Raw genomic sequence first — 21,852 nt, forward strand, 5'->3', positions numbered from 1 at the left:
GTGTGACATGTTAGATTTCTGGATAAAGGATATGAAACTTCTATGGCGTGATCGCACCGAACTTCTGGTCATCTTCTTGATGCCATTTATTTTAATGACAATATTAGGCTTTGCTCTAAAAGGGATAATGGGTGAAGAAGCACAGGTTTTTGATATGACTGTTGCCTTAGTGGAAGAAGATAATCAGGAAGAAGCAGCGGCATTATTTGTTGAAGAACTGGAGGGGAAAATGCTGCCGCCTGTTGCTGTTACGGCGATGACACAAGCAGCGGAACAATTGAGGCCAAATCAGATTTTGCAGCAGATATTAAAAGAAGATTTGGACTTTGTGACAGTTAGGGAAATGGATGCCTCAGAAGCAGAAAAGCAACTAGCAGCGCAGGAAGTGGAGGCTGTTTTAATTATTCCTGAAAATTTCACGTATAATCTTTTAAACCATATATTGCTGGATCAATCCGTGGAACGGAGTACTTTGCATATCATCAAAGGAGAGCATGCTCACTTTGATGGGGACATTTTACAAAATATTATAGAGCAATTTACTCAGTCGATGAATTTAGAAACAGCTATTGTAAAAGCAACTGGAGCGAATGAAGTGCCAAAGGTGCATCTCGATATAGAAAACATAGCTGAAGAAGAAACTATTACTAACCGTGATCCAATCACCTCAATTGAGTATTACACCATCGGTATGGCTGTGATGTTTGCTTTCTTTGTAGCTTCCACAATGGCAGCTAAAACATATACAGAGCACTCGCAGTTAGTATTAGACCGAATCATACTGTCAGGGAAGCATCCGGTATTTTTCCTTTTGGGGAAATTCCTTGCAGTTATTTTAATGGCTTTTATTCAAATACTGATATTATTTGGTCTTTCTTCACTGATTATGCAATCATTTCAACCATTTACCTGGAAGATAAGTTTAACAGTTATCTCCATTACATTTCTCTATGCGATAGCAGTTGGTGCAATTGGCAGTCTTCTTGTTGCCATGACAATACGCTTCCACTCTAATTCGGTTTCTGGTGCTTTTTCTGGTGGGCTGGTTAGTGTTATGGCTTTACTGGGGGGGAGTTTCACGCCAATTACTACCTTTCCTGATATTATTCAGACTATCGGAAGCTGGACCCCAAATGGAATGACATTACGGGCATATATGCTTGCAAATCAGGGGATGCCATTAACAGATATTCTTCCATATATGTACCGGCTTCTTATTATTGCAGTAATTATCTTTATTGTTAGCATCATGGTATTCCCTGCAAGGAGGACTGAATCATGATAAATATCTTCACACTACAATGGCAGCGTCTGCGGAGAAAACCGTTTATGGTTTTAGCAATGGTTGCAATGACAATTGTCTTCATCATATTTATTGGAGGGGCAAATAATCAGTCTGAAGTATCTGTACCTATAAGTTTTACAGAAGGTGTTTCTGAAGCGGAAAGAACGAAGCTGGCTGACCAGTTAAATGAGTTAGATGGCTTTCGGTTTATTGAAACAAACGAAGACAAGGCAAGAGAAAATATTGCATTAGGAGTATCCAGTTTTGGTATTACACTTGCAGAGGAGAATTACCGTTTTATCATTGGGACAGAAAATCCTAATCAGGCAATTGTTGAACAATATATTAGTTCCATGTATTGGGAGAAATTAAGGATTGAACAGGCGGTTGGTCCGGAAGGCGATGAACACTTGCGCCGAACGATTGAGGCTTCCCTGGAAGATCCCTCAATGGATGTTGTTAGTCAAATTGGTGAATCAGAAGGAGATGTATTTATCTATAATAATAAGCTGCAGGCATTATTCGGAATGACATTATTCTTCGCTATTTATACGATTGTTTTCGGTTTGGGCGAGGTGGCTGAAGAGAAGCAGAGAGGCAGCTGGGACCGCCTTATACTATCACCAGTAAGAAAGTGGCAGATCTATCTAGGCTATTTAAGTTTCGCTTTTGTAATTGGAATGGTTCAAATTTTCGCAGTTTTTACCATGTTTCACTTCTTCTTTGGGTTTGACATGGGAGGTCGCTGGCTAGAAATTTTCATCATTTGCCTTGTCTATACGTTCGCAATTGTGTCACTTGGAATGCTCATCATCGGATTAGTTAACCGTTCTTCACAATTGAATGCAGTTGTACCGATTATAGCTGTAAGTATGGCGATGCTTGGCGGTGCATACTGGCCAATTGAAATAGTAAATAATGAGGTAGTGTTAGCCATCTCCAAGGTAATTCCGGTAACACACGCTATGGAAGCACTAAAAGCAATTACTGTGTATGGAAAAGGCCTGGCAGACATTGCCCAGCCGCTATCCATCCTTCTATTAATGGGAGTATTATGTATGGGGTGCGGAATTAATTTAATGGAAAGAAGATAAGGGAAAGTCCAGCGATGAATACGCTGGACTTTTTACTAGTGGAAAAAAGCGGATGAGGGAATCTGCAAAAAGAGAGCGAAAGTTGCAAAAAGAGCGTGAAATCTGCAAAAAGAAAGCAAAATCTGCAAATATAAAAACCCCACAAATATTTGTGGGGTTCTCCTTAGTTATTAAATTACACCTTGAGCTACCATTGCGTCAGCAACTTTTAAGAAACCGGCAATGTTTGCACCAACAACTAAGTTACCTGGACGGCCATATTCTTCTGAAGCCGCAACACTGTTTTTATAGATATTTTGCATAATTTCCTGAAGTTTTTCATCAACTTCTTCAAACTTCCAAGAAAGACGTGCACTGTTTTGTGCCATTTCAAGAGCGGAAACTGCCACACCACCAGCATTAGCTGCCTTAGCAGGTCCGAATAATACTTTGTTTTCTAAGAAAACATCAATTGCTTCAAGCGTTGAAGGCATGTTCGCACCTTCACCAACTGCTTTTACACCGTTAGCTACTAATGTTTTCGCTGCATCTTCATTTAATTCATTTTGTGTAGCACATGGAAGAGCGATATCACAAGGAATGTTCCAAATGCCTTCAAAACCTGCAGTATATTCTGCTTCAGGATGCTCGTTAACATATTCTTTAATACGTTTTCTTTCAACTTCTTTCAAACGTTTTACAGTTTCTAGATTAATACCGTTTTTGTCATACACATAACCGCTTGAATCACTACATGCGACAACTTTCGCACCAAGCTCTGTAGCTTTTTCAATTGCGTAAGTAGATACATTACCAGAACCGGAAACAACAACTGTTTTACCTTGGAAGCTGTCGCCTTTATCTTTTAACATTTCCTGCACGAAGTACACAGTACCGTACCCAGTAGCTTCTGTACGTGCTAAACTTCCGCCAAAGTTAAGTCCTTTACCTGTTAATACACCAGCTTGATTACCACCGCGCATTTTCTTGTATTGACCGAATAAGTAGCCAATTTCACGACCGCCTACCCCGATATCACCTGCAGGAACATCAGTATCAGGACCGATATGTTTGGAAAGCTCACTCATGAAGCTTTGACAGAAACGCATAATCTCGCCATCAGACTTTCCTTTTGGATCAAAGTCAGATCCACCTTTACCGCCACCAATTGGTTGACCAGTTAAAGAGTTTTTGAAGATTTGTTCAAAACCAAGGAATTTAATAATACTTGCATTTACTGATGGGTGGAAACGAAGTCCGCCTTTGTATGGTCCGATTGCACTGTTGAATTGTACACGGAATCCCCGGTTAACCTGTACTTTTCCTTCATCATCTACCCAAGGTACACGGAAAGAGATAATTCTTTCAGGCTCTACCATTCTTTCCAGGATCCCTTGTTCCATATAAACTGGGTGCTTTTCAAAAACAGGTACTAAAGATTCGAAGATCTCTTTTACTGCTTGATGAAATTCACTTTCATTTGGATTACGTTTTTTGACTGTTTCATACACATCATTGACATAATTTTGAGCAACTTGATTTGCATTTGTCATATCTTATTTGTTCTCTCCTTACTTCTTTATATATATTTGATAAGCATAAGCGTGACACCATATTAAATCTATCTTATTTTGCCAAGCTAATATCCATATATTCCTTTCGAACATTGAAAAGGTAATCAAAACTAAATGATCGAATAATATGAATATTTGGCGATATTTCAAGTGTATTATATCAATTTGGTATAAACAATGCTCATACGAGATATAATTAATGCTTATTTTAGATAGGTTGGCTCCCTAAAAAAAGTACCCCGACAATTTCTAAGCTCGTCGGGGTATCTCTATAGGCATTTCTATCTTTTTATCAGAGGGTACAAATGCGAGAACGATCATCCCTATTACAAATAAAACAATAAGACTTAATATACCCGCATTTGAATTTCCGGTTAATTGGGAAGTTGCTCCCAATATGAGTGGTCCTGTAATGGAGGCAAATTTACCGAAAATGTTATAAAACCCAAAAAACTCGTTTGCCTTTTCTTTTGGTATTAATTTTGCAAAATAAGACCTGCTTAATGCCTGAAGCCCTCCCTGTGATGAAGCGACCAGCATTGCAAGCACCCAAAAGTCCATTGCTGTCTCAAGGAAATACCCATTAATACAGACAATAATATAGACGAATGATCCAACGAAGATCATTAATTTTGCTGAATAGCGATCAGCTAATTTACCATATAATACGGCAAACGGTGCGGCAACAATCTGTGTAACCAGTAGTACGACTAACATCAAGGTAGCATCAAGGCCAACGTCCGATCCGTATGCGGTTGACATAGAGATAATTGTACCGACACCATCTATGTAAAAGAAATAGGCAACTAAAAAGATGGACAGGTATTTATATTGTTTAATATCTTTAATAGTCTGGAATAGTCGCCGAAAGCTTTGTCTTACCGGCTTTGGATCTCGCTTAATAAAATAAACCTGCTCCACATTTTTAATCATTGGAATGGCGAAAGCAGCCCACCAGATACATGTAATTAAAAATGCAATACGGCTGGCCATCACACTGGAGATTGGCAAAATTCCCTGTTGTGCTAAAAGGATGACCGAGATACTAATAATAAATGGAATTGTACTTCCTATGTACCCGAGACCAAACCCTCTGGCTGACACTTTATTCATCCTGCTATCATCTGTAATATCAACTAAAAAAGCATCATAAAAAACGTTAGCACCTGTGGATCCGAGAGAAGCCAGGGTATAGAAAATAAGCAGGAGGAGCCACTCACCTTCCGGTACAAATATCAAGGCACCTGTTGAGAACACTCCCAATCCCACAAAACTGAGGAAAAATTTTTTCTTAAACCCCTGGTAATCTGCAATTGTTCCGAGAATTGGTCCAATCATCGCTAGAATAAACGTAAACATGGCTATAGTATATCCCAGGTAGGCTGTTGAATCGTGGTTCTCAACACCGACATTTGCAGCTTGTGCCTTAAAATATATCGGAAAGATTGCTGTTGTGATAATGACTGAAAATGCAGAGCTTCCCCAATCATACATCATCCAGCTTTTTTCCTGTTTATTAAAAAACTTCATACATTCCTTCACCCGCCTTTTTTCTTTATTTTACTAAATGGAAGAAAATAGATCTCGGTTTATGAGTGAAAATTTAGATAAAATTTACTTTCGGTTTCGAAATGAGTCGAAATGGGTACATTATTTACAACAAATATAATGGAGAGGAAGATGTTCTGTGGCTAAATTTCTACAAGCATTCTTTAAAACAGAAGATGATGCAGAGTCAGTAAAAACGGATTTAGTAAAATTAAAAACAAGTGATATACGCATTGATCATTTACCGGATGCTTCGCAAACTTTATTATTGACACCATTAGCCTACAACAGCAGCACCTCAAGCAGTGTTGGCGGTAACGGATTTGTTGCATCCATCACGAATGATAATGGGCAGGAAGTCAATGATGATTCGCCAAGAGAGTATACAATTGAATTTAATGTGGAAGAAGAAGACTTTGAAGAAGCCTTGCATGTAATCATGAAAAGTGACGGATATGTTGATAAGAAAACAGTTGATCTGTAACTGGAAGTATGGGAAGGGAGCTTTGTTACGGAAGCTTCCTTTCATACATATTGGAAAATTTAGAAAGAGGAATACTTATATTTTTTTATTGACAAACATGTATATACAAGATACAATGAAAACGCAATCAAGTAACTTGTATATACATGACGTCGAGGAGGTATGAACATGAGTAAATATACGGAACCAGCAAAAGAATTACTTGAAAAAGTTGGTGGAAGTGAAAATATATCTGTAGTCACTCACTGTGCAACAAGAATGCGCTTTGTGCTTAATGATAATGACAAGGCAGATGTGAAAGCGATTGAAGAAATAGGTCTTGTGAAGGGAACTTTTACATCGGGTGGTCAGTTTCAGGTGATTATTGGAAATGAAGTTGCTTCATTCTATAATGAGTTTACAAAAATTGCAGGTGTGGGGGATAGTTCCAAAGACGATGCAAAGCAAGCTGCTAAGCAAAATATGAACTTTTTACAGCGGATGGTATCACACCTTGCAGAAATTTTTACACCGATTATTCCAGCATTAGTTGTCGGTGGTCTTATTCTAGGTTTTCGGAATGTCATTGGCGGTATTGATGTAGATACGGATCAGGAAGGCATGCAAACTTTTGCGGACAGCTCTCAATTTTTACAAGGATTGTACGATTTTCTCTGGTTAATAGGTGAGGCTATATTCCAGTTCCTCCCGGTAGCTATTACTTGGGCCATTTCAAGGAAAATGGGGACAACTCAAGTTCTTGGAATTGTATTAGGTATTACACTGGTTTCCCCGCAGTTATTAAATGCGTATGACGTAGCAGGAGCTGAATCGATTCCGTTTTGGGATTTTGGTTTTGCCCAGATTGATATGATTGGATATCAGGCGCAAGTTATTCCCGCAATCTTAGCCGGATTCGTATTAGCCTATTTAGAGATATGGTTACGTAAAGTTATACCAAGTGTTGTTTCCATGATTTTTGTTCCGTTCTTTGCACTTATCCCGGCAGTATTAGTTGCACATGTTGTATTAGGACCGATAGGATGGGAAATTGGTTCATGGATCTCTAATGTTGTTTACTCTGGCTTAACCTCAGGATTTGGCTGGTTATTTGCAGCAATATTTGGCTTCGCCTATGCCCCGCTGGTTATTACAGGTCTTCATCATATGACAAATGCGATCGACTTGCAGTTAATGAGTGACTTTGATGGGACCATATTATGGCCGATGATTGCACTATCTAATATTGCTCAAGGGTCAGCTGTTGTTGCGATGATTTACTTAAACCGGAAAGACAAACAGGAACAGCAAGTTTCCGTACCTGCAGCCATTTCTTGTTACCTAGGTGTAACGGAGCCTGCATTGTATGGTATTAATTTAAAATACCTTTTCCCATTTTTCGCTGGAATTACAGGGTCAGCAATAGCTGCTGTTATCTCTGTTGGCTCAGGAGTGACAGCGAATTCTATCGGTGTAGGTGGTCTTCCTGGTGTACTATCCATCCAGGTTGCGCATATTTTAATGTTTTGTGTTGCAATGGTAGTGGCGATTGTGGTGCCGTTTATTTTAACAGTAATATTAGCAAAAACAAAAATAGGTAAAGATGCATATAAAAGACTCGGAAAAGTGAAATAAACAAAATAAGGGGAGGGTACTCACTCTCTCTTTTTGCTATATAAAGGAAAGGATGTTTCAAATGGAAGAAAAGTGGTGGAAGAAGTCCGCTGTTTACCAAATTTATCCGAAAAGTTTCTGTGATACTACAGGGAATGGTGTTGGGGATCTTCAGGGAATTATCAGTAAATTAGATTATTTGAGAGAATTAGGGATTGATGTTATTTGGCTGACACCTGTTTATGCTTCGCCTCAAAATGATAATGGGTATGACATTTCTGATTACTTTTCTATACATCCTGAATATGGAACAATGGATGATTTGGAAGAGTTGCTTAACGAAGCCCACAATAGAAACATAAAGGTGATTATGGATATCGTAGTAAATCATACCTCTACAGAACATAAGTGGTTTAAAGAGTCACGAACCTCCATCCAAAGTCCATACCGGGACTTTTATATTTGGATGGATGGGGATGGAAATAATCCTCCAACAAATTGGCGGTCAAAATTTGGCGGTTCGGCATGGGAGTATGATAAAGAAACTAATCAGTATTACCTTCATTTGTTTGATGTGACACAAGCCGATCTGAATTGGGAAAACACACAAGTTCGTGAAAAAGTTTATCAGATGATGAATTTCTGGTTGGATAAAGGTGTCGATGGGTTTCGTTTAGATGTAATCAACCTTATATCAAAGGATCAGAAATTCCCTGACGATGATGGTACAGTTCCACCAGGAGATGGTCGGAAATTTTACACAGATGGGCCAAAGGTGCACGAATATCTGCATGAAATGAATCAGCAAGTTTTCAAAGGTCGTCAGACAATGACAGTTGGAGAAATGTCATCAACCACTTTAGAAGATTGTATTCAATATTCCAATCCAAAAAATGATGAATTGGACATGACTTTTAACTTCCATCATCTAAAAGTTGATTATCCTAATGGAGAAAAATGGACTAAAGCAGAATTTGACTTTTTAAAATTAAAACAAATTCTTTCTAAATGGCAAATCGGAATGCAAAAGGGCGGGGGCTGGAATGCACTCTTCTGGTGTAACCATGACCAGCCAAGAGTTGTATCGAGATTTGGGAATGACGCGGAATATCATCAGGAGTCAGCGAAAATGTTAGCAACAACCATCCATTTAATGCAGGGAACACCTTATATCTATCAGGGAGAAGAAATAGGGATGACTAACCCTGGGTTTGAGTCGATTGATCAATACAGGGATGTAGAATCATTGAATATGTATAAAATAAAAAAGGCCGAAGGAATGCCGCCAAAAGAAATATTGGAAATTTTAAAAGAAAAGTCCAGGGACAATGCCAGGACACCAATGCAGTGGGATGATCGGGAAAATGCCGGTTTTACTAAAGGGAAACCATGGATCAATGTTGCAGATAATTATCAATTGATTAATGCAGAAAAGGCCGTCTCTCAATCTGATTCGATCTTCCATCACTATCGGAAGCTTATTTCTTTAAGAAAAGATTACCAGGTCATTACGGATGGCGACTATCAGTTGCTCCTGCCTGAACATCTTGCAATTTTTGCTTATATAAGAGAGAATGAAGACGAATGGATGTTAGTTGTAAACAATTTTTATGATAAAAATGTCCAATTTACACTACCGGATGATAGAAATATATATGATGGCTCTGGAGAAGTAATATTATCAAATTACCCTGATAGCAAAAAAGGTGTCAATAATACAGAACTTCGGCCATATGAGTCATTTGTTTATTATCAGAAGAAATAAATGAGGATCTCCATCATGCAAAACAAGTATATGATTATTTACCAGGAAATGGTCAAACAGATTGAGCAGGAAGCATATAAACCGAATCAGTTTTTACCTTCAGAAAATGAGTTAACCGCCGTTTACAGTACATCAAGAGAAACAATTCGGAAGGCATTGACCTTACTTGCCCAAAATGGTTACATTCAAAAAATCAGAGGAAAAGGCTCTCTTGTCATTGACAGGAGTAAATTCGACTTTCCGGTTTCTGGACTTGTCAGCTTTAAAGAAGTTGCAGAGAAAATCGGCCAAAAGCCTGAAACACTGGTTCATTCGTGTGAATTAATAAAACCGCCTGCTGACATTTGCAGACAATTGAAGATCAAACCATCAGAGCAGGTATGGCAAATAAGCCGCACAAGGTCATTTTCAGGTAACAGAATTATTTTTGATAAGGACTTTCTTGTGGCAAAATATGTACCACTTATAACTGCCGAAATAGCGAAGGACTCCATTTATGCCTATATTGAACAACAATTAGGCTTAACGATCAGTTTTGCTAAAAAAGAGATTATAGTCGAAGAACCGACAGAGGAAGACCGCTCGCTGCTGGACTTAGATGGTTTTCATAACATAGTGGTTATTAAAAATCATGTCTACCTGGATGACGCCAGTTTATTCCAGTACACAGAGTCTCGCCACAGACCTGACAAATTCCGCTTCGTCGATTTCGCGAGAAGAAGCCGCTGAAGCGTCATCACAAGTTGGTGTGAAGATCGTATGTTATATACAGCTTATACACAGATTGTGGACATATTAGGGGTGGGACTATAGAGTTATCCACCATTAATGTGAAAATTAAAAAAGCCGAAAGATTTCAAATGACTAGTGGAATCTTTCGGCTTTTTAACTATCCAGAGTCTTGATATTACCAGAAGAAAAATGGCAGAAATGCGATCGTGGCAATTGCTCCTAATGCTATTCCGACACCTAAACCCCATGGATAGCCGCCATATGGGCGGTAGCCGTAATATCCAATCCCGTACCCACCCGGACGATTTCCTTCCATTGGTGCCAAGAAGACTTTTGACCGGTTAACACGGTGAATTACTCCTTTGTGTACTTGCCCGTCTTTTGTAACTACCCTTACCGGTCGACCTATATTTTGACAACAAAAATCATAATGTCTTGACATAAAGATACATACCCCTCTCATTGTGTGACTACTATACATTATGCACAAACAGGGGATTGGGATGGACATATATTCCCCGGCAAGTTCATCAATTAACTTACAGTATATTTAACGCTAGCCTCAAAGGTTAATATCTTTTAGAATGACATCGTTTTCCATATAAAGAATATCGTTAATCGAAATCTCTTTGTCTTTTGTAAATTGGGTAAGTATATAATAACCAATATGGTAACCAAGGTTCTGCGGAATCCCGTGCCTGTTACCATACATGAGTAAATCATGCTTGGGATGAGTGCGTGTGATAGTTATATTCGGCTTGATCCATTTTTCATAATATTCTTTTGCTTCCATAGAGGAATATTGATTAATCCAGTCATTCCCTGAATCTTCTCCGAGTTTCTTTCTTACAATGTATTCAGCAATACCTTCCAGAATAATGGCATCCAATAGAGTATATTCAGCTTCCGGCTTGCTGAAGTATTGGAGTCGGCAAGTATGACTGTACTCATGAAGGAACAATGCAGTAATCTGTTTTACTTTGGCCTGATTACTTAAGAAAAGAAACAGATGCTTTGGGTAACTTAAACCAGTACAGCCGGAGAATTTTTCTGTTAGATCCCTACTGAAAGGATTAGAAGGGAAAATGAAAATATTGGCAGAAGGGCCTTTCCAGGAACTGCGGTATTTTTCATAAAGATTTTCAACCAACTGGAAATACTTTTTCTTTAACCATTTACGAAGGAGTTCTTCATCCTCGGGTGACGGTGGAAACAGGCCGTGACGAAGTAAGTGATCCTGCAGGGAAAGGATGCTGGTATTAGTAAAATACTTGCTGACTGGTTTGCAAATCAAGTCTTTATGATATTTCCACTTGTCGGCCATATTTCCTGAATGACTATCCACATACTGCTGTATCCATTTATTAGTCGAGTGTACAGTCATTTTTAATCACCTGTCTTTGTTGCAACAAATAAACAGGCATGCAGCAGCTCGCTGTATTGCTCATTTATCTGATAGTGTTTTCCAATTGTCGCAAGCATCGAATCTGTCCAAAGGATCTGTTTATTTGCGGGCGTACTGTCTTTGTTGTGTTTACTTATCTTTGCAAGCCTCACTTCATTAAACCCACTATCCAACAGTAACTTTAACCATTCAAAACGACTGAAAAGGTTTGGAATGTGATAAAAATCCTGGATTATCTCTTTGTCAAGCTGATCCAAGTCCGGGGCTGCCAACATTTCCAGCAAAACTAGCTTCCCGTTTTGCGTTAATACACGGGAAATCTCTTTAAGACTCTTTACTGTGTTTGTAAAAGAAAGTGCTGACTCACAAATGATAAGAGTAAATTTTTCATCATCGAAAGGTAAGTCCTCTGCATTAGCTTCAAATACGCTGATTGAGGAATGTGATGCTGTGTTTTTTTTAGCGTGATTGACCATTTGCTTGCTGTTGTCTAAACCAATAATTTCCGTATTCGTTCTTTGCTGGAGTGAAAGCAATGTTTCGCCGACACCACAGCCAATTTCTAAAATGCTGTTCATACTGGAAAAGGAAAGCTGATCCATCCATTTTGCAGTAGCAGCTCTGCCCCCTGGATGGGCATGGCTCATTCCTAACCGATCTAATAATTCCTGATAACTAAGCACAATACGTACCGTCCTTTCGCCAAAAGTGAAGGTTTATATTTAGGTGGAATTGTAGTAAGATTAAATATAATTGTTATAAGTTAGTGTATACTCAATGTTTAAAGAAGGTGAATGGATTGGAACAAAAAGAGATAGAATTACTGAAACTGTTAGAGAAGAATGGAAGACTTGATACAATTACGATTAGTAAGATGATTGATGAAGATCCGGAAACAGTAGAAGAAATGATTGTGAAATTAGAGAAAGAACACGCGATTCTAGGTTATTCCACATTAGTGGACTGGTCCAATGTATATGAATATGAAGGGGTAGCTGCACTTATTGATGTGAAGGTAACTCCGGTAAGAGGTGTAGGTTTCGATAAAATTGCTTCAAGAATCTACCGCTTTCCTGAGGTAAAGGCAGTGTACCTGATGTCAGGTGCGTACGATTTAAGTGTCTCTGTTGAAGGGAAAACAATGATGGAAGTAAGCAGGTTTGTTTCAGAAAAATTATCCACATTAGATACTGTTATCTCTACTACTACCCACTTCATTTTGAAAAAATATAAACATGACGGAATTATTTTCGATGAAGATGATGATGATAAAAGAATGATGGTGTCGCCATGAGTTCACAATATTTAGCTAAACAGGTTCAGGATTTAAAACCATCTGGAATTAGAAAATTCTTCGATTTAGCATCAAAGATGGAGAATGTCGTTTCCCTCGGTGTAGGGGAACCAGACTTTGTTACACCATGGAATGTAATTGAAGCAAGTTATCATTCCCTGGAACAAGGATATACGGCATACACCGCAAATGCTGGGTTACTTGAGTTACGTGAAGCAATTAGTGAATATCTAGAGGATTATTTCTCCGTTTCATATGATCCCGAAGAACAGGTACTAGTAACTGTAGGAGCAAGTCAGGCAATTGATATTGCGCTACGTGCGCTTCTTAATCCCGGTGATGAAGTAATTATTGTGGAACCATGCTTTGTAGCTTACAGTTCTGCTGTCATATTGGCAGGAGGTGTGCCAGTTACAGTAAGTGCCACAAGTGAAAATGCTTTTAAAGTAACACCGGAACAAATAGAAGCTGCTGTAACAGAAAGAACAAAAGCCATTGTTCTATGCAGTCCCAATAACCCGACGGGAGCTGTACTGAATGCAAAAGAGTTAGCGGATATCGCAGAAGTTCTTTGTAACCATGACATAATTGCCATATCTGATGAGATATATGCGGAATTATCATATGATGAAAAAGCATCAAGCTTAGCTGAAATAGATGGAATGAAAGAGAGAACGATTTTAATATCTGGTTTCTCCAAGTCGTTTGCAATGACTGGCTGGCGCCTGGGCTATGCAGCAGGACCAACCGATATTATTCAGGCAATGACTAAAATCCATCAATATACGATTATGTGTGCGCCAACAATGGCTCAGCATGGCGCATTGGAAGCACTGAGAAACGGCAGAGATAGTGTGGACAACATGACAACAAGCTATCGCCAACGTCGGAACTTTGTTGTAAAAGCATTAAACGAAATGGGATTGAGTTGTCATTTGCCAGGTGGAGCATTTTATGTTTTTCCTTCAATAAAGGCAACCGGAATGTCTTCGGAAGAATTTGCAGAAAAGCTGTTAGCTGAAGAAAGAGTAGCAGTAGTACCGGGTAATGTATTTGGAGAAAGCGGAGAAGGATATATCCGCTGTTCTTATGCAACCTCTATTAAACAATTAGATGAAGCAATGAAGCGAATGAGTCGTTTTGTAGAAAATCATATCAAGTAATAGTCAAAGACCAGCACCTGAAAAAGGTTTGCTGGTTTTTTTAGTAAGGAAATTTATCACTGCACTGAAATATCATACTTATAAACAACTCGAAAGAGAATTCGTTAGGATAAGTTCGTTTTATAAAGCTATTAAATAATAGTTGTAAGTACAAGTTGGATTGTTTATAATAAGCTTATAGAGAAAAGAGAGGATGTCAGAGATGGAAATTAAGCGTATTCACGATATAGAATTAACAGTTAGTAATGGGGAAACACCTCAATTGCCTACTCAGATATTAGTTGATTTAGATGAAAATATTACGGCACCATTCGATGTGGAATGGGAAGTTCCTTCTGCAGAAACATTGAATAACAAGGGCACATATGAAATTGAAGGGAAAATTAAACATAAAGATTATCCTAAACCATTTATAGAGCAACGTGCAGATCCATACCTCTATAAACATACGGACGGGTATTATTACTTTACCGGTTCCTATCCGTTATATGATCGAGTTGTATTACGCCGTGCAAAAACGATTGATGAATTACCGCAGGCAGAAGAAAAGGTTATTTGGTGGAAGCATGAATCAGGAATCATGTCAGAACATATATGGGCACCGGAAATTCACTTTATTGATGGAAAGTGGTATGTTCATGTAGCTGCTGGGGACAAAGATGATGTATGGGCAATTCGTCCATATGTGTTGGAGTGTGATGCAGAAAACCCGTTAGAGGGTGAGTGGGTTGAGAAGGGACAAGTAAATACAGAATTTCAGAGTTTCTCTTTAGATGCGACCACTTTCGAGCATAATGACAAGAGGTACTTAGTTTGGGCACAAAAAGTAGAGAATGATACAATTTCTAATCTGTACATTGCTGAAATGGAAAATCCATGGACAATTAAAAAGCAGGTGTTTTTATCTACGCCTGAATATGATTGGGAAACAATTGGCTTTGATGTAAATGAAGGTCCTGCCATGATTAAGAATGATGAGAAAATCTTTATAGCATTCTCTGCGAGCGCTACAGATGAAAATTATTCTGTAGGTTTATTGTACGCTGATGTCGACAGCGATCTGTTAGACCCGGCTTCCTGGGAGAAAACAAAGCAGCCTGTTATGGTATCGCATGATGGAAACAGTGAGTACGGGCCTGGACATAATAGCTTTTCGGTTGATGAAAATGGCTATGAATTAATTATTTATCACGCTCGTCCATATAAAGGATTCAACACAGAGAACCCATTATATGATCATAATCGCCACGCAAGAATCCAACGATTATTCTGGACAAAAGACGGGTTCCCGTACTTTGGCGAGCCTGGCTATACGCTGGATTTCTCTGAACATAAAGCAATAGCAAAGGTAACAGTTGAATAAATTGATCAAAGATGGAAATACAACTAACTAAAATAAAAAATGGTTCCGAAGCAAACCTTTGCCAGGAACCATTTTTTTATTACTGGTCCGTACGGTAAACTTCCACAAATTCACCTGAGAAACGATTTACGTTGTCTTTACCTTTTGTTTTCCAGCCCCCACCTAATGCTCTGAATACCGCAACTCTGGCAAATAAATTCATCTTTAGTAAATATCTTTTGTCCCAGCATTTTAAGGGACATAACTCTGTCCATATACCTATCTTTTTCCATGAATATTGTGTGAAGAGTAGTAGCAGGGAATCAAAATCAACTTTGAGAGAATGCATGTAAATGGAAGTATTTCCAAGAATAACAGTGTATAAAGAAAAATGTAGCGGATTATGAGAAATTGATCATTCTCAGTCACTCCATTAACATATATTTGTATTTCTATGATTTTTTAGGGAAGGAACGTAGATGATGAAAAAAGTCCTTATTTTTCTGGTTTTTGGATTAGTGCTGTTAACTGCCTGTAGCGCACAACAAGAAGGAGGAGCAGCAAGCAATGAGGAAACAAATGATGAAACGGAAGTAGAAAATGAAGATGCGGAGAGTAATAAGGAAGCTTTCTCGGAAAGTGAATTCAGTTACTATGAATTGGAAGAGATGGCTCGTCCGCTTACAGAACTGGAACAAGAGCTTCTTCGCAAACCTGGTAAATATAGTGGGGATAACTATGAAGAAGAGGCAGTAAAACAAGAAATTGATAAATTACCCGATGATTTGACAGCAGAGCAATATTTAAATGAGCTGGTATATTTACTTGCAGAAGACTATCATGAGGAAATAGATACTATTGTCAATTTCGATACAGAGATCAATGTGGAAATTGCCCGTCCTGATGAAACAGTTGATTCTCCTACAATGAAAACTGCTCATTATGCTATATTAATGGATGCAAGCAGCAGTATGCATCAAGAAATAGATGGCAAGAAAAAATGGGAATCGGCAAAAGAAGCGGTTACCAGTTTTGCAGAAGCTTTACCCGGAAATGCTACCGTTTCTATAAGGGTATACGGACACGAAGGTACAAGTGAAAGTGAAGATAAGGAACTGTCATGCAGCAGTACAGAAAATATTTATAGTGGCGGGTATGATGCGGATTTATTTGAAAAATCACTGTCCAAAATTTACCCGTCAGGATATACACCGATAGCTTTAGCAATCGAATCAAGTGAGGAAGATATCCCTGAAGAAGCAGAAGAAGTAGTCGTCTATATAGTGAGTGATGGTATCGAAACATGCGATGGAAATCCAGTTCAGGCAGCAGAGCAACTTGTGGAAAAAGGCATCCAGACGGTTGTTAATATTATTGGCTTTGATGTAGATGATGAAGGACAGCAATTGTTAAAAGAGGTTGCGGATGCAGGAAATGGAGAATTTACTTACGTCGATTCAGACCGAGAGCTGAAGAAATATATGAGAGAACAATATGAAGCAATACAACAAGCTTGGTATGATTGGAAGCAGGAGGGCAAGTCGCAATCGTATGAATTGAAAGAGCAGAAAAAAGAGTTAGCATATGATACAAAACAACAAATGAAGGATAAGTCCAGCAGGGAAAAAGAAAGATTAAAAGCTGCCCAGCAATACCTGGAGGATCGTTTTGATGATTATCACCATCCATCCAATCAGGTATTTGGTCTCGTTGTTGATTATTCAAATGAAATATGGCGATATGCAGTGGATTCAGGCAACAAATTATATAGAGAAAGTGTAGATAACGGGAATGCTGAGTATAGAGAGTATGTTGATGAGGGAAATGAGAAGATAAGAGAAACAATTGATAAGAAAAATTCACAGTAATAAGAAAGCGGAGAGTGGCAGAGACTCTCCGCTTTTTAAATGCCTGACACTGCCTCTGCAGTCTGAAACACCTTGCTGGCCAAAATTCTCACTTAATAACATAATCTATTTCATCGAATTTGCGTGAGTATTTAATGTGAAAATCTTTGTTGTCAAAGTACCATATATCGGATTCTTCAACATAAAATAAAACACCCTCTTCTTTCACTTGTAAGCCGGGATTATTAGGTGCTGTTTTATCCAGCGCAAGGGAGAAGCCTTTATGTACACCGCCAAAACCTCCGTATCTTGCGAAAAAACGTACGGCATCGTTTTCTTCTAGATTTAGTTCATTGATAAACCATTTAGCTGCTGGTTTAGTAATAGACATTTCCATATAACCTGTCCCCTTTTTCGGTAATGGATTATTATTAAGTATTCTTTCAATAATATAGCAGAATTCGGCCCAATGTTTCCACTAATTATCATCATCTTAGAAACTGACAGATAATGTTTGTCAGATTTTCTTACAAATGTTTATATTCAATGATTAGAACGGTGTATACTTAATGTAATAGATTAAAAGAAACGTAAGTATTCACAGGTGGTGTGCGAATTGGCCGAAAATCCTTCATATAAGACTAGAAAAGTGATCACGATTGGTGTAGTCAGTGAATTAACAGGTTTATCGGAAAGACAGATCCGTTATTATGAAGAAAGAAAACTCGTTTTTCCTGAGAGAACTGCGAAAGGCAACCGTAAATACTCCTTTGCTGATGTAGAGCTATTAATTGATATTGCTAACAAGCGGGAAGAAGGAGTGCAAACCTATGAAATTAGACAGGATATGCTTCGTGCCGAAAAGAAAAAAGAAAAGAAAATGCGTCGTGAACTTTTACGTGGAGAAATTAACGCAAGGTTCGGTATTCAAAAGGAACGCTAAAAAGAGAAGCCTTAATGAAGACTTGGCTTCTCTTCTTCCTGATAAGGATTATATCTGGTGAATTTAAAGCTGTTAGGATTTCGTTGTTCAAATTCAATGCAAAATGTTTCATAATCATGTACTAATTCACTGATTGGTTTATGATATATTTCTGTGTCATCTGCTTTTACTTCTCCGCTTGCTATTAACTGCTCAATTAAGAAGACCTTCTGTTTTTCGACTGCTTCCCGTAAAAAAGCCATTATTACCAACCTCCTTATTGTAGTTTCATTTCACTAAGATAAGTATTGCCAGTTTTGTTATATGTTAAACCATAATGCTATATGTGAGTTGTAGTTGTATTGTGATGATAAAGTTAGATGATTGTAATGTATCGTCTGGAATTCGTATCGTTTTCCGTGCTATAAGGATTTATATATAATAGAGGTATCTTGCTTGGTTTATTAGTGGACTGTTATAAGTTATACCTAAATTATATGCTTCCATTTTAACGGTGTCATGGCTTATGTCAACAAACTTTACATACATTTTATAGAAATTACATACTTTACACATTTATGTAACAAAAAAGAAAGAATGGAGAATAAATAAATGTCAGAACCTAAAGTAACAATTATTATTCCTACATATAACAGACCGGTTTCACTTGCCGAACTATTAGGGGCTTTATGCCAACAGACCTTTCAGGACTTTGAAGTGATTATCGTAAATGACGCCGGGCAGGATATCTCCCGCATTGTTGAGCTATACCCGGATTTATCATGCAGATTAATTAACCTGAAGGAGAATGGGCATCATGTTCGTGCAAGAAATATGGCCCTTCCATATGTAAAAGGTGAATGGATTATGTTAGTGGATGATGATGATCTTATTTTACCAACACATATGGAAACAATGCTCAGCGAATCAGAGGGATACGATTTTATTTATTCTGATGTAGAAATCGTCAATTACCGTGAGACAGAGAGTGGAAGAGTCCCTTTATCCCGAAAGCTCTTTGCATATGACTTTAATTTAGAAGCAATGCGCAAGTTTTCCACATATGTTCCTTCAGGGAGTATGTACAGGTCCGTTATTCACAAGGAGATTGGCCCCTTTGATGAAAATGTCCGAAATTACTGGGATTGGGATTTCTTCTTGAGAGTAGCAGGTACCTACCGAGTGAAGCGATTACCGGTTGCAAGCGTATTGTACGAATTTTCCGATGCGGGAAATAACCAGTCTAAAAATACAGGAAAAATGAGGCCATATCTGGATTTGTTAGCGGAAAAGCATAACTTGGGTCACCTTCCAACAAAGAATTTTTTCTTATTGTTAGAGGAACCAGGGGTAAAGGAAAGAGAATCTAAAAGCAAGCGAATATGGAATGGTGAAATGCCTCCTTCACGGCTTAAAGGATAAAGGGGGACAATACAACATTGAGACAACGGGATTTTACTAAAGGGAAAATATGGCTCGATTTGTTTTACTTTTCGTCACCGATCATGCTTTCCAATTTATTGCAGGTTTCTTATCAATTTATAGACAGTTTGTGGGTAGGGAATTTGCTTGGGGCGGAAGCGTTAGGGGCAGTCGCAGTTTCAGGTACAGTGATTTTCACTGTTCTCTCTTTTATTATTGGAATAAACAATACAACATTAACCATTTTATCCCAGCAAAAGGGGAAGGGGAATGAGCAAAGTCTGGCGAGTTACGTCAATGCCTTTATTGTTACGTTAACTGTATTGGCAATTGTGATGGGGATTTTTGGATTTGGTTTTGCAGTACCGATTCTTCATCTGTTAGGTACACCAGACTCCATGATGGGAGAGGCGACTTCCTATTTAAGAATTAACGCTGCAGGTATTCTTTTTTTAGTTGGCTATAATTTTATCAGCACTGTCCTTCGAGCGATGGGGGATAGTAAGACACCACTGATTTTTGTTACGATTGCTGTCATTTTAAATATCATTCTGGATCCACTTCTGATCTCCGTTTTTCAAATGGGTATCGAAGGGGCGGCTTGGGCAACTGTATTATCCCAGGGTTTTTCCTTTCTTTACGGTGTATCGTATATGATTAGAAAGGAGCTCGTACCCCTTACATGGCCAAGAAAGCCAGACTGGCGTGAAGTGAAATTAATATTAAATCTCGGTATTCCGTCTGGATTACAGATGGCAGTGATTTCTGCAGGATCGGCTGCAATAATGAGTGTCGTTACATCATTTGGTTCTTCAGTTGTTGCGGGATATAGTGCAGCACAGCGCTTAGACAGTTTGTTTCTGTTACCGGCCCATGCGCTAAGTGCGGCAGTGAATAGTATGGCCGGACAGAACATAGGGATAAAGCAGTGGGACCGTGTGAAAAAAATTGCCGTATATGCGACAGTTTACAATGCGGTTATTATGTTAATATTTGCTGGTTTGATTGTACTGTTTGCTGATTTTGGTATCAGATTGTTTGTCAAGGAACAGGAGGCGGTGTCGTTTGGCGCGAAGTATCTAATGATCATAGCCTTTTTCTATCCTTTTTTAGGGATAAATTTTGTGCTAAACGGGATCGTTAGAGCATCGGGCGCGATGTACCAGGTGCTCATACTCAATCTTCTGTCTTTCTGGGTATTACGCTATCCATTATCCTTTCTTTTTTCAAAATGGCTTGGTGAGAATGGTATTGCATACGGAATTGGTGTAAGCTTCATAGTAAGCAGTATAATAGCGTATTTGTATTATCGGTTTGGCAAGTGGCGATCTAAACAAATATTCAGGGAGCAGGTGGAGAAATGAAAGTAAAAGTTGGTTTGATAGGAACAGGCTGGTTCACAAAGCATCACCTTCATATTTTGTCACAGCTTGAGGAAGTGGAAGTAGTTGGATTTGTAGGATCAAGTAAAGAAAAAGCTGAAAAATTGGCAGCAGATAACCCGGGAACTAAAGGATTTGGGTCATTAGAAGAAATGATTGCTAATGACCGCCCGGATGCAGTCTATATTTGTGTTCCGCCAATGAGTCATGGTCATTACGAAAAGTTGCTGATTGAGGAAAATATTCCGTTTTTAATTGAAAAACCTTTAGGTACGGATCTGGCAGTTGTGAGAGAAATCAATGAATTGGTGGAAAGGAAAAACCATTTAACATCGGTAGGCTATCATTTCCGGTACTCAGATGTTGTTGAAAAATGGAAGCGCTATAATGAAAAGGTGAAAACTGGCATGGTTACAGCCGGGTGGATGGGATCAATGCCGTCAGTATACTGGTGGAGAGATCAAAGCTTATCAGGCGGCCAATTCAATGAACAGACAACACATCTGGTCGATCTCATTCGGTTTATATACGGGGAAGTGAATTCTGTTTATGCACAGGAAGCAAGGAATGTAAAAGCTAAAACAGATGCAAGCATTACAGTAGCAGATGTTGGTTCATTTACAGTGACAATGGAAAATGGAATTATTGTTCAAATTGCAAATACATCCATTTTGCCTGACGGAACTGGAGATGTAGGGATTAAGGCATTTACAGATAAAGGAATATTAACATGGCAAATGCAGAGTTTTGAAGTGGCAGGAGCAGAAAAGAAAGAATGGTTTAAGGCGAAGAATAATCCCTATCTGGAGGAATCAAAAGCTTTTATCCACGCTGTGAGAAGTGATGACCGGAAAGGAATTATGTCACCATATCAGGACGCATATCAATCCTTTAAAGTGGCAATGGCAGCACAAAAATCAATCAGGGAAGGAAAGGTTATTGGGTTAAATGATCTAGAATAATAAGTTAGAAAATGTGCATAGTAAGTGGTGAACCTTAAGATAAAATGGAGGTAACCATT

At 38.5% G+C, this 21,852-nt stretch carries 22 protein-coding genes; 14 read left to right on the forward strand and 8 right to left on the reverse strand.

The window, feature by feature from the left end; all coding sequences use genetic code 11:
- Positions 1-7 precede the first annotated feature (7 nt).
- Both BMW36_RS03865 and BMW36_RS03870 read left to right on the forward strand, forming a co-directional pair.
- Positions 8-1,282, forward strand: a complete 1,275-nt coding sequence (locus tag BMW36_RS03865; RefSeq protein ID WP_089739240.1) for an ABC transporter permease — start codon at positions 8-10, stop codon at positions 1,280-1,282.
- On the forward strand, positions 1,279-2,379 hold the full coding sequence (locus tag BMW36_RS03870; RefSeq protein WP_089739242.1) for an ABC transporter permease: 1,101 nt from the start codon (positions 1,279-1,281) through the stop codon (positions 2,377-2,379). The genes BMW36_RS03865 and BMW36_RS03870 overlap by 4 nt, the downstream gene beginning before the upstream one ends.
- Positions 2,380-2,549: 170 nt before the next feature.
- On the opposite strand, the gene gdhA is transcribed toward BMW36_RS03870, so the two are convergent.
- Together gdhA and BMW36_RS03880 are read right to left on the reverse strand one after the other, a co-directional pair.
- Positions 2,550-3,911, reverse strand: coding sequence for an NADP-specific glutamate dehydrogenase (gene gdhA, locus BMW36_RS03875; RefSeq protein ID WP_089739244.1), 1,362 nt, complete (start codon positions 3,909-3,911; stop codon positions 2,550-2,552).
- Positions 3,912-4,181: 270 nt separating this feature from the next.
- The gene (locus BMW36_RS03880; protein ID WP_089739246.1) at positions 4,182-5,462 is read right to left on the reverse strand and encodes an MFS transporter; all 1,281 of its coding nucleotides are present in this window, start codon (positions 5,460-5,462) and stop codon (positions 4,182-4,184) included.
- A gap of 157 nt (positions 5,463-5,619) precedes the next feature.
- On the opposite strand from BMW36_RS03880, the gene BMW36_RS03885 reads away from it, so the two are divergent.
- The 4 genes from BMW36_RS03885 (at position 5,620) to treR (ending at position 10,051) form a co-directional block, all read left to right on the forward strand.
- A complete protein-coding gene (locus BMW36_RS03885) occupies positions 5,620-5,964 on the forward strand; it encodes a hypothetical protein (protein ID WP_089739248.1) in 345 nt (114 codons plus the stop codon).
- Positions 5,965-6,132: 168 nt separating this feature from the next.
- Positions 6,133-7,578, forward strand: a complete 1,446-nt coding sequence (gene treP / locus BMW36_RS03890) for a PTS system trehalose-specific EIIBC component (protein ID WP_089739250.1) — start codon at positions 6,133-6,135, stop codon at positions 7,576-7,578.
- 61 nt (positions 7,579-7,639) lie between these two features.
- On the forward strand, positions 7,640-9,322 hold the full coding sequence (treC, locus tag BMW36_RS03895; RefSeq protein ID WP_089739252.1) for an alpha,alpha-phosphotrehalase: 1,683 nt from the start codon (positions 7,640-7,642) through the stop codon (positions 9,320-9,322).
- Between the two features lie 15 nt (positions 9,323-9,337).
- The gene (treR, locus tag BMW36_RS03900; protein ID WP_089739254.1) at positions 9,338-10,051 is read left to right on the forward strand and encodes a trehalose operon repressor; all 714 of its coding nucleotides are present in this window, start codon (positions 9,338-9,340) and stop codon (positions 10,049-10,051) included.
- Between the two features lie 178 nt (positions 10,052-10,229).
- Here the strand turns inward: treR and BMW36_RS03905 are convergent, their stop codons facing one another.
- The 3 genes from BMW36_RS03905 to BMW36_RS03915 form a co-directional block, all read right to left on the reverse strand.
- A complete protein-coding gene (locus BMW36_RS03905; protein WP_089739256.1) occupies positions 10,230-10,496 on the reverse strand; it encodes a hypothetical protein in 267 nt (88 codons plus the stop codon).
- Positions 10,497-10,616: 120 nt separating this feature from the next.
- Positions 10,617-11,438, reverse strand: coding sequence for a DUF2268 domain-containing putative Zn-dependent protease (locus BMW36_RS03910; RefSeq protein ID WP_089739257.1), 822 nt, complete (start codon positions 11,436-11,438; stop codon positions 10,617-10,619).
- Positions 11,439-11,440: 2 nt separating this feature from the next.
- Complete coding sequence (locus BMW36_RS03915; protein ID WP_089739260.1) at positions 11,441-12,142, reverse strand: class I SAM-dependent methyltransferase; 702 nt, start codon at positions 12,140-12,142, stop codon at positions 11,441-11,443.
- Positions 12,143-12,258: 116 nt separating this feature from the next.
- On the opposite strand from BMW36_RS03915, the gene BMW36_RS03920 reads away from it, so the two are divergent.
- From BMW36_RS03920 to BMW36_RS03930, 3 genes are all read left to right on the forward strand, one after another.
- Complete coding sequence (locus BMW36_RS03920; protein WP_089739262.1) at positions 12,259-12,753, forward strand: Lrp/AsnC family transcriptional regulator; 495 nt, start codon at positions 12,259-12,261, stop codon at positions 12,751-12,753.
- The gene (locus BMW36_RS03925; protein ID WP_089739263.1) at positions 12,750-13,916 is read left to right on the forward strand and encodes an aminotransferase; all 1,167 of its coding nucleotides are present in this window, start codon (positions 12,750-12,752) and stop codon (positions 13,914-13,916) included. The genes BMW36_RS03920 and BMW36_RS03925 overlap by 4 nt, the downstream gene beginning before the upstream one ends.
- Positions 13,917-14,118: 202 nt before the next feature.
- Positions 14,119-15,279 (forward strand): family 43 glycosylhydrolase, encoded by a 1,161-nt coding sequence (locus tag BMW36_RS03930; RefSeq protein WP_089739266.1) that lies wholly within the window; start codon positions 14,119-14,121, stop codon positions 15,277-15,279.
- Positions 15,280-15,358: 79 nt separating this feature from the next.
- On the opposite strand, the gene BMW36_RS20700 is transcribed toward BMW36_RS03930, so the two are convergent.
- On the reverse strand, positions 15,359-15,481 hold the full coding sequence (locus tag BMW36_RS20700; protein ID WP_281242987.1) for a hypothetical protein: 123 nt from the start codon (positions 15,479-15,481) through the stop codon (positions 15,359-15,361).
- A gap of 256 nt (positions 15,482-15,737) precedes the next feature.
- Here BMW36_RS20700 and BMW36_RS03935 point away from each other — a divergent pair, with 256 nt between their 5' ends.
- Entirely contained in the window at positions 15,738-17,126 is a 1,389-nt protein-coding gene (locus BMW36_RS03935; protein WP_245711574.1) for a vWA domain-containing protein, read from the forward strand.
- Positions 17,127-17,214: 88 nt separating this feature from the next.
- On the opposite strand, the gene BMW36_RS03940 is transcribed toward BMW36_RS03935, so the two are convergent.
- Entirely contained in the window at positions 17,215-17,502 is a 288-nt protein-coding gene (locus tag BMW36_RS03940; RefSeq protein ID WP_089739268.1) for a HesB/YadR/YfhF family protein, read from the reverse strand.
- Positions 17,503-17,721: 219 nt separating this feature from the next.
- On the opposite strand from BMW36_RS03940, the gene BMW36_RS03945 reads away from it, so the two are divergent.
- Entirely contained in the window at positions 17,722-18,048 is a 327-nt protein-coding gene (locus BMW36_RS03945) for a MerR family transcriptional regulator (RefSeq protein ID WP_089739270.1), read from the forward strand.
- A gap of 11 nt (positions 18,049-18,059) precedes the next feature.
- Here the strand turns inward: BMW36_RS03945 and BMW36_RS03950 are convergent, their stop codons facing one another.
- Positions 18,060-18,290 (reverse strand): Fur-regulated basic protein FbpA, encoded by a 231-nt coding sequence (locus BMW36_RS03950; RefSeq protein WP_089739272.1) that lies wholly within the window; start codon positions 18,288-18,290, stop codon positions 18,060-18,062.
- A gap of 349 nt (positions 18,291-18,639) precedes the next feature.
- Here BMW36_RS03950 and BMW36_RS03955 point away from each other — a divergent pair, with 349 nt between their 5' ends.
- From BMW36_RS03955 to BMW36_RS03965, 3 genes are read left to right on the forward strand one after another with little or no spacing between them, the layout of a single operon-like run.
- On the forward strand, positions 18,640-19,449 hold the full coding sequence (locus tag BMW36_RS03955; protein ID WP_089739274.1) for a glycosyltransferase family 2 protein: 810 nt from the start codon (positions 18,640-18,642) through the stop codon (positions 19,447-19,449).
- A gap of 17 nt (positions 19,450-19,466) precedes the next feature.
- A complete protein-coding gene (locus BMW36_RS03960) occupies positions 19,467-20,813 on the forward strand; it encodes an MATE family efflux transporter (protein ID WP_089739276.1) in 1,347 nt (448 codons plus the stop codon).
- Complete coding sequence (locus tag BMW36_RS03965; RefSeq protein WP_089739278.1) at positions 20,810-21,793, forward strand: Gfo/Idh/MocA family protein; 984 nt, start codon at positions 20,810-20,812, stop codon at positions 21,791-21,793. Before BMW36_RS03960 ends, BMW36_RS03965 begins: the two co-directional genes overlap by 4 nt.
- Positions 21,794-21,852: the final 59 nt, after the last annotated feature.

Origin of the sequence: Gracilibacillus ureilyticus (assembly GCF_900111195.1) — a bacterium.
Taxonomy (GTDB): domain Bacteria; phylum Bacillota; class Bacilli; order Bacillales; family Amphibacillaceae; genus Gracilibacillus; species Gracilibacillus ureilyticus.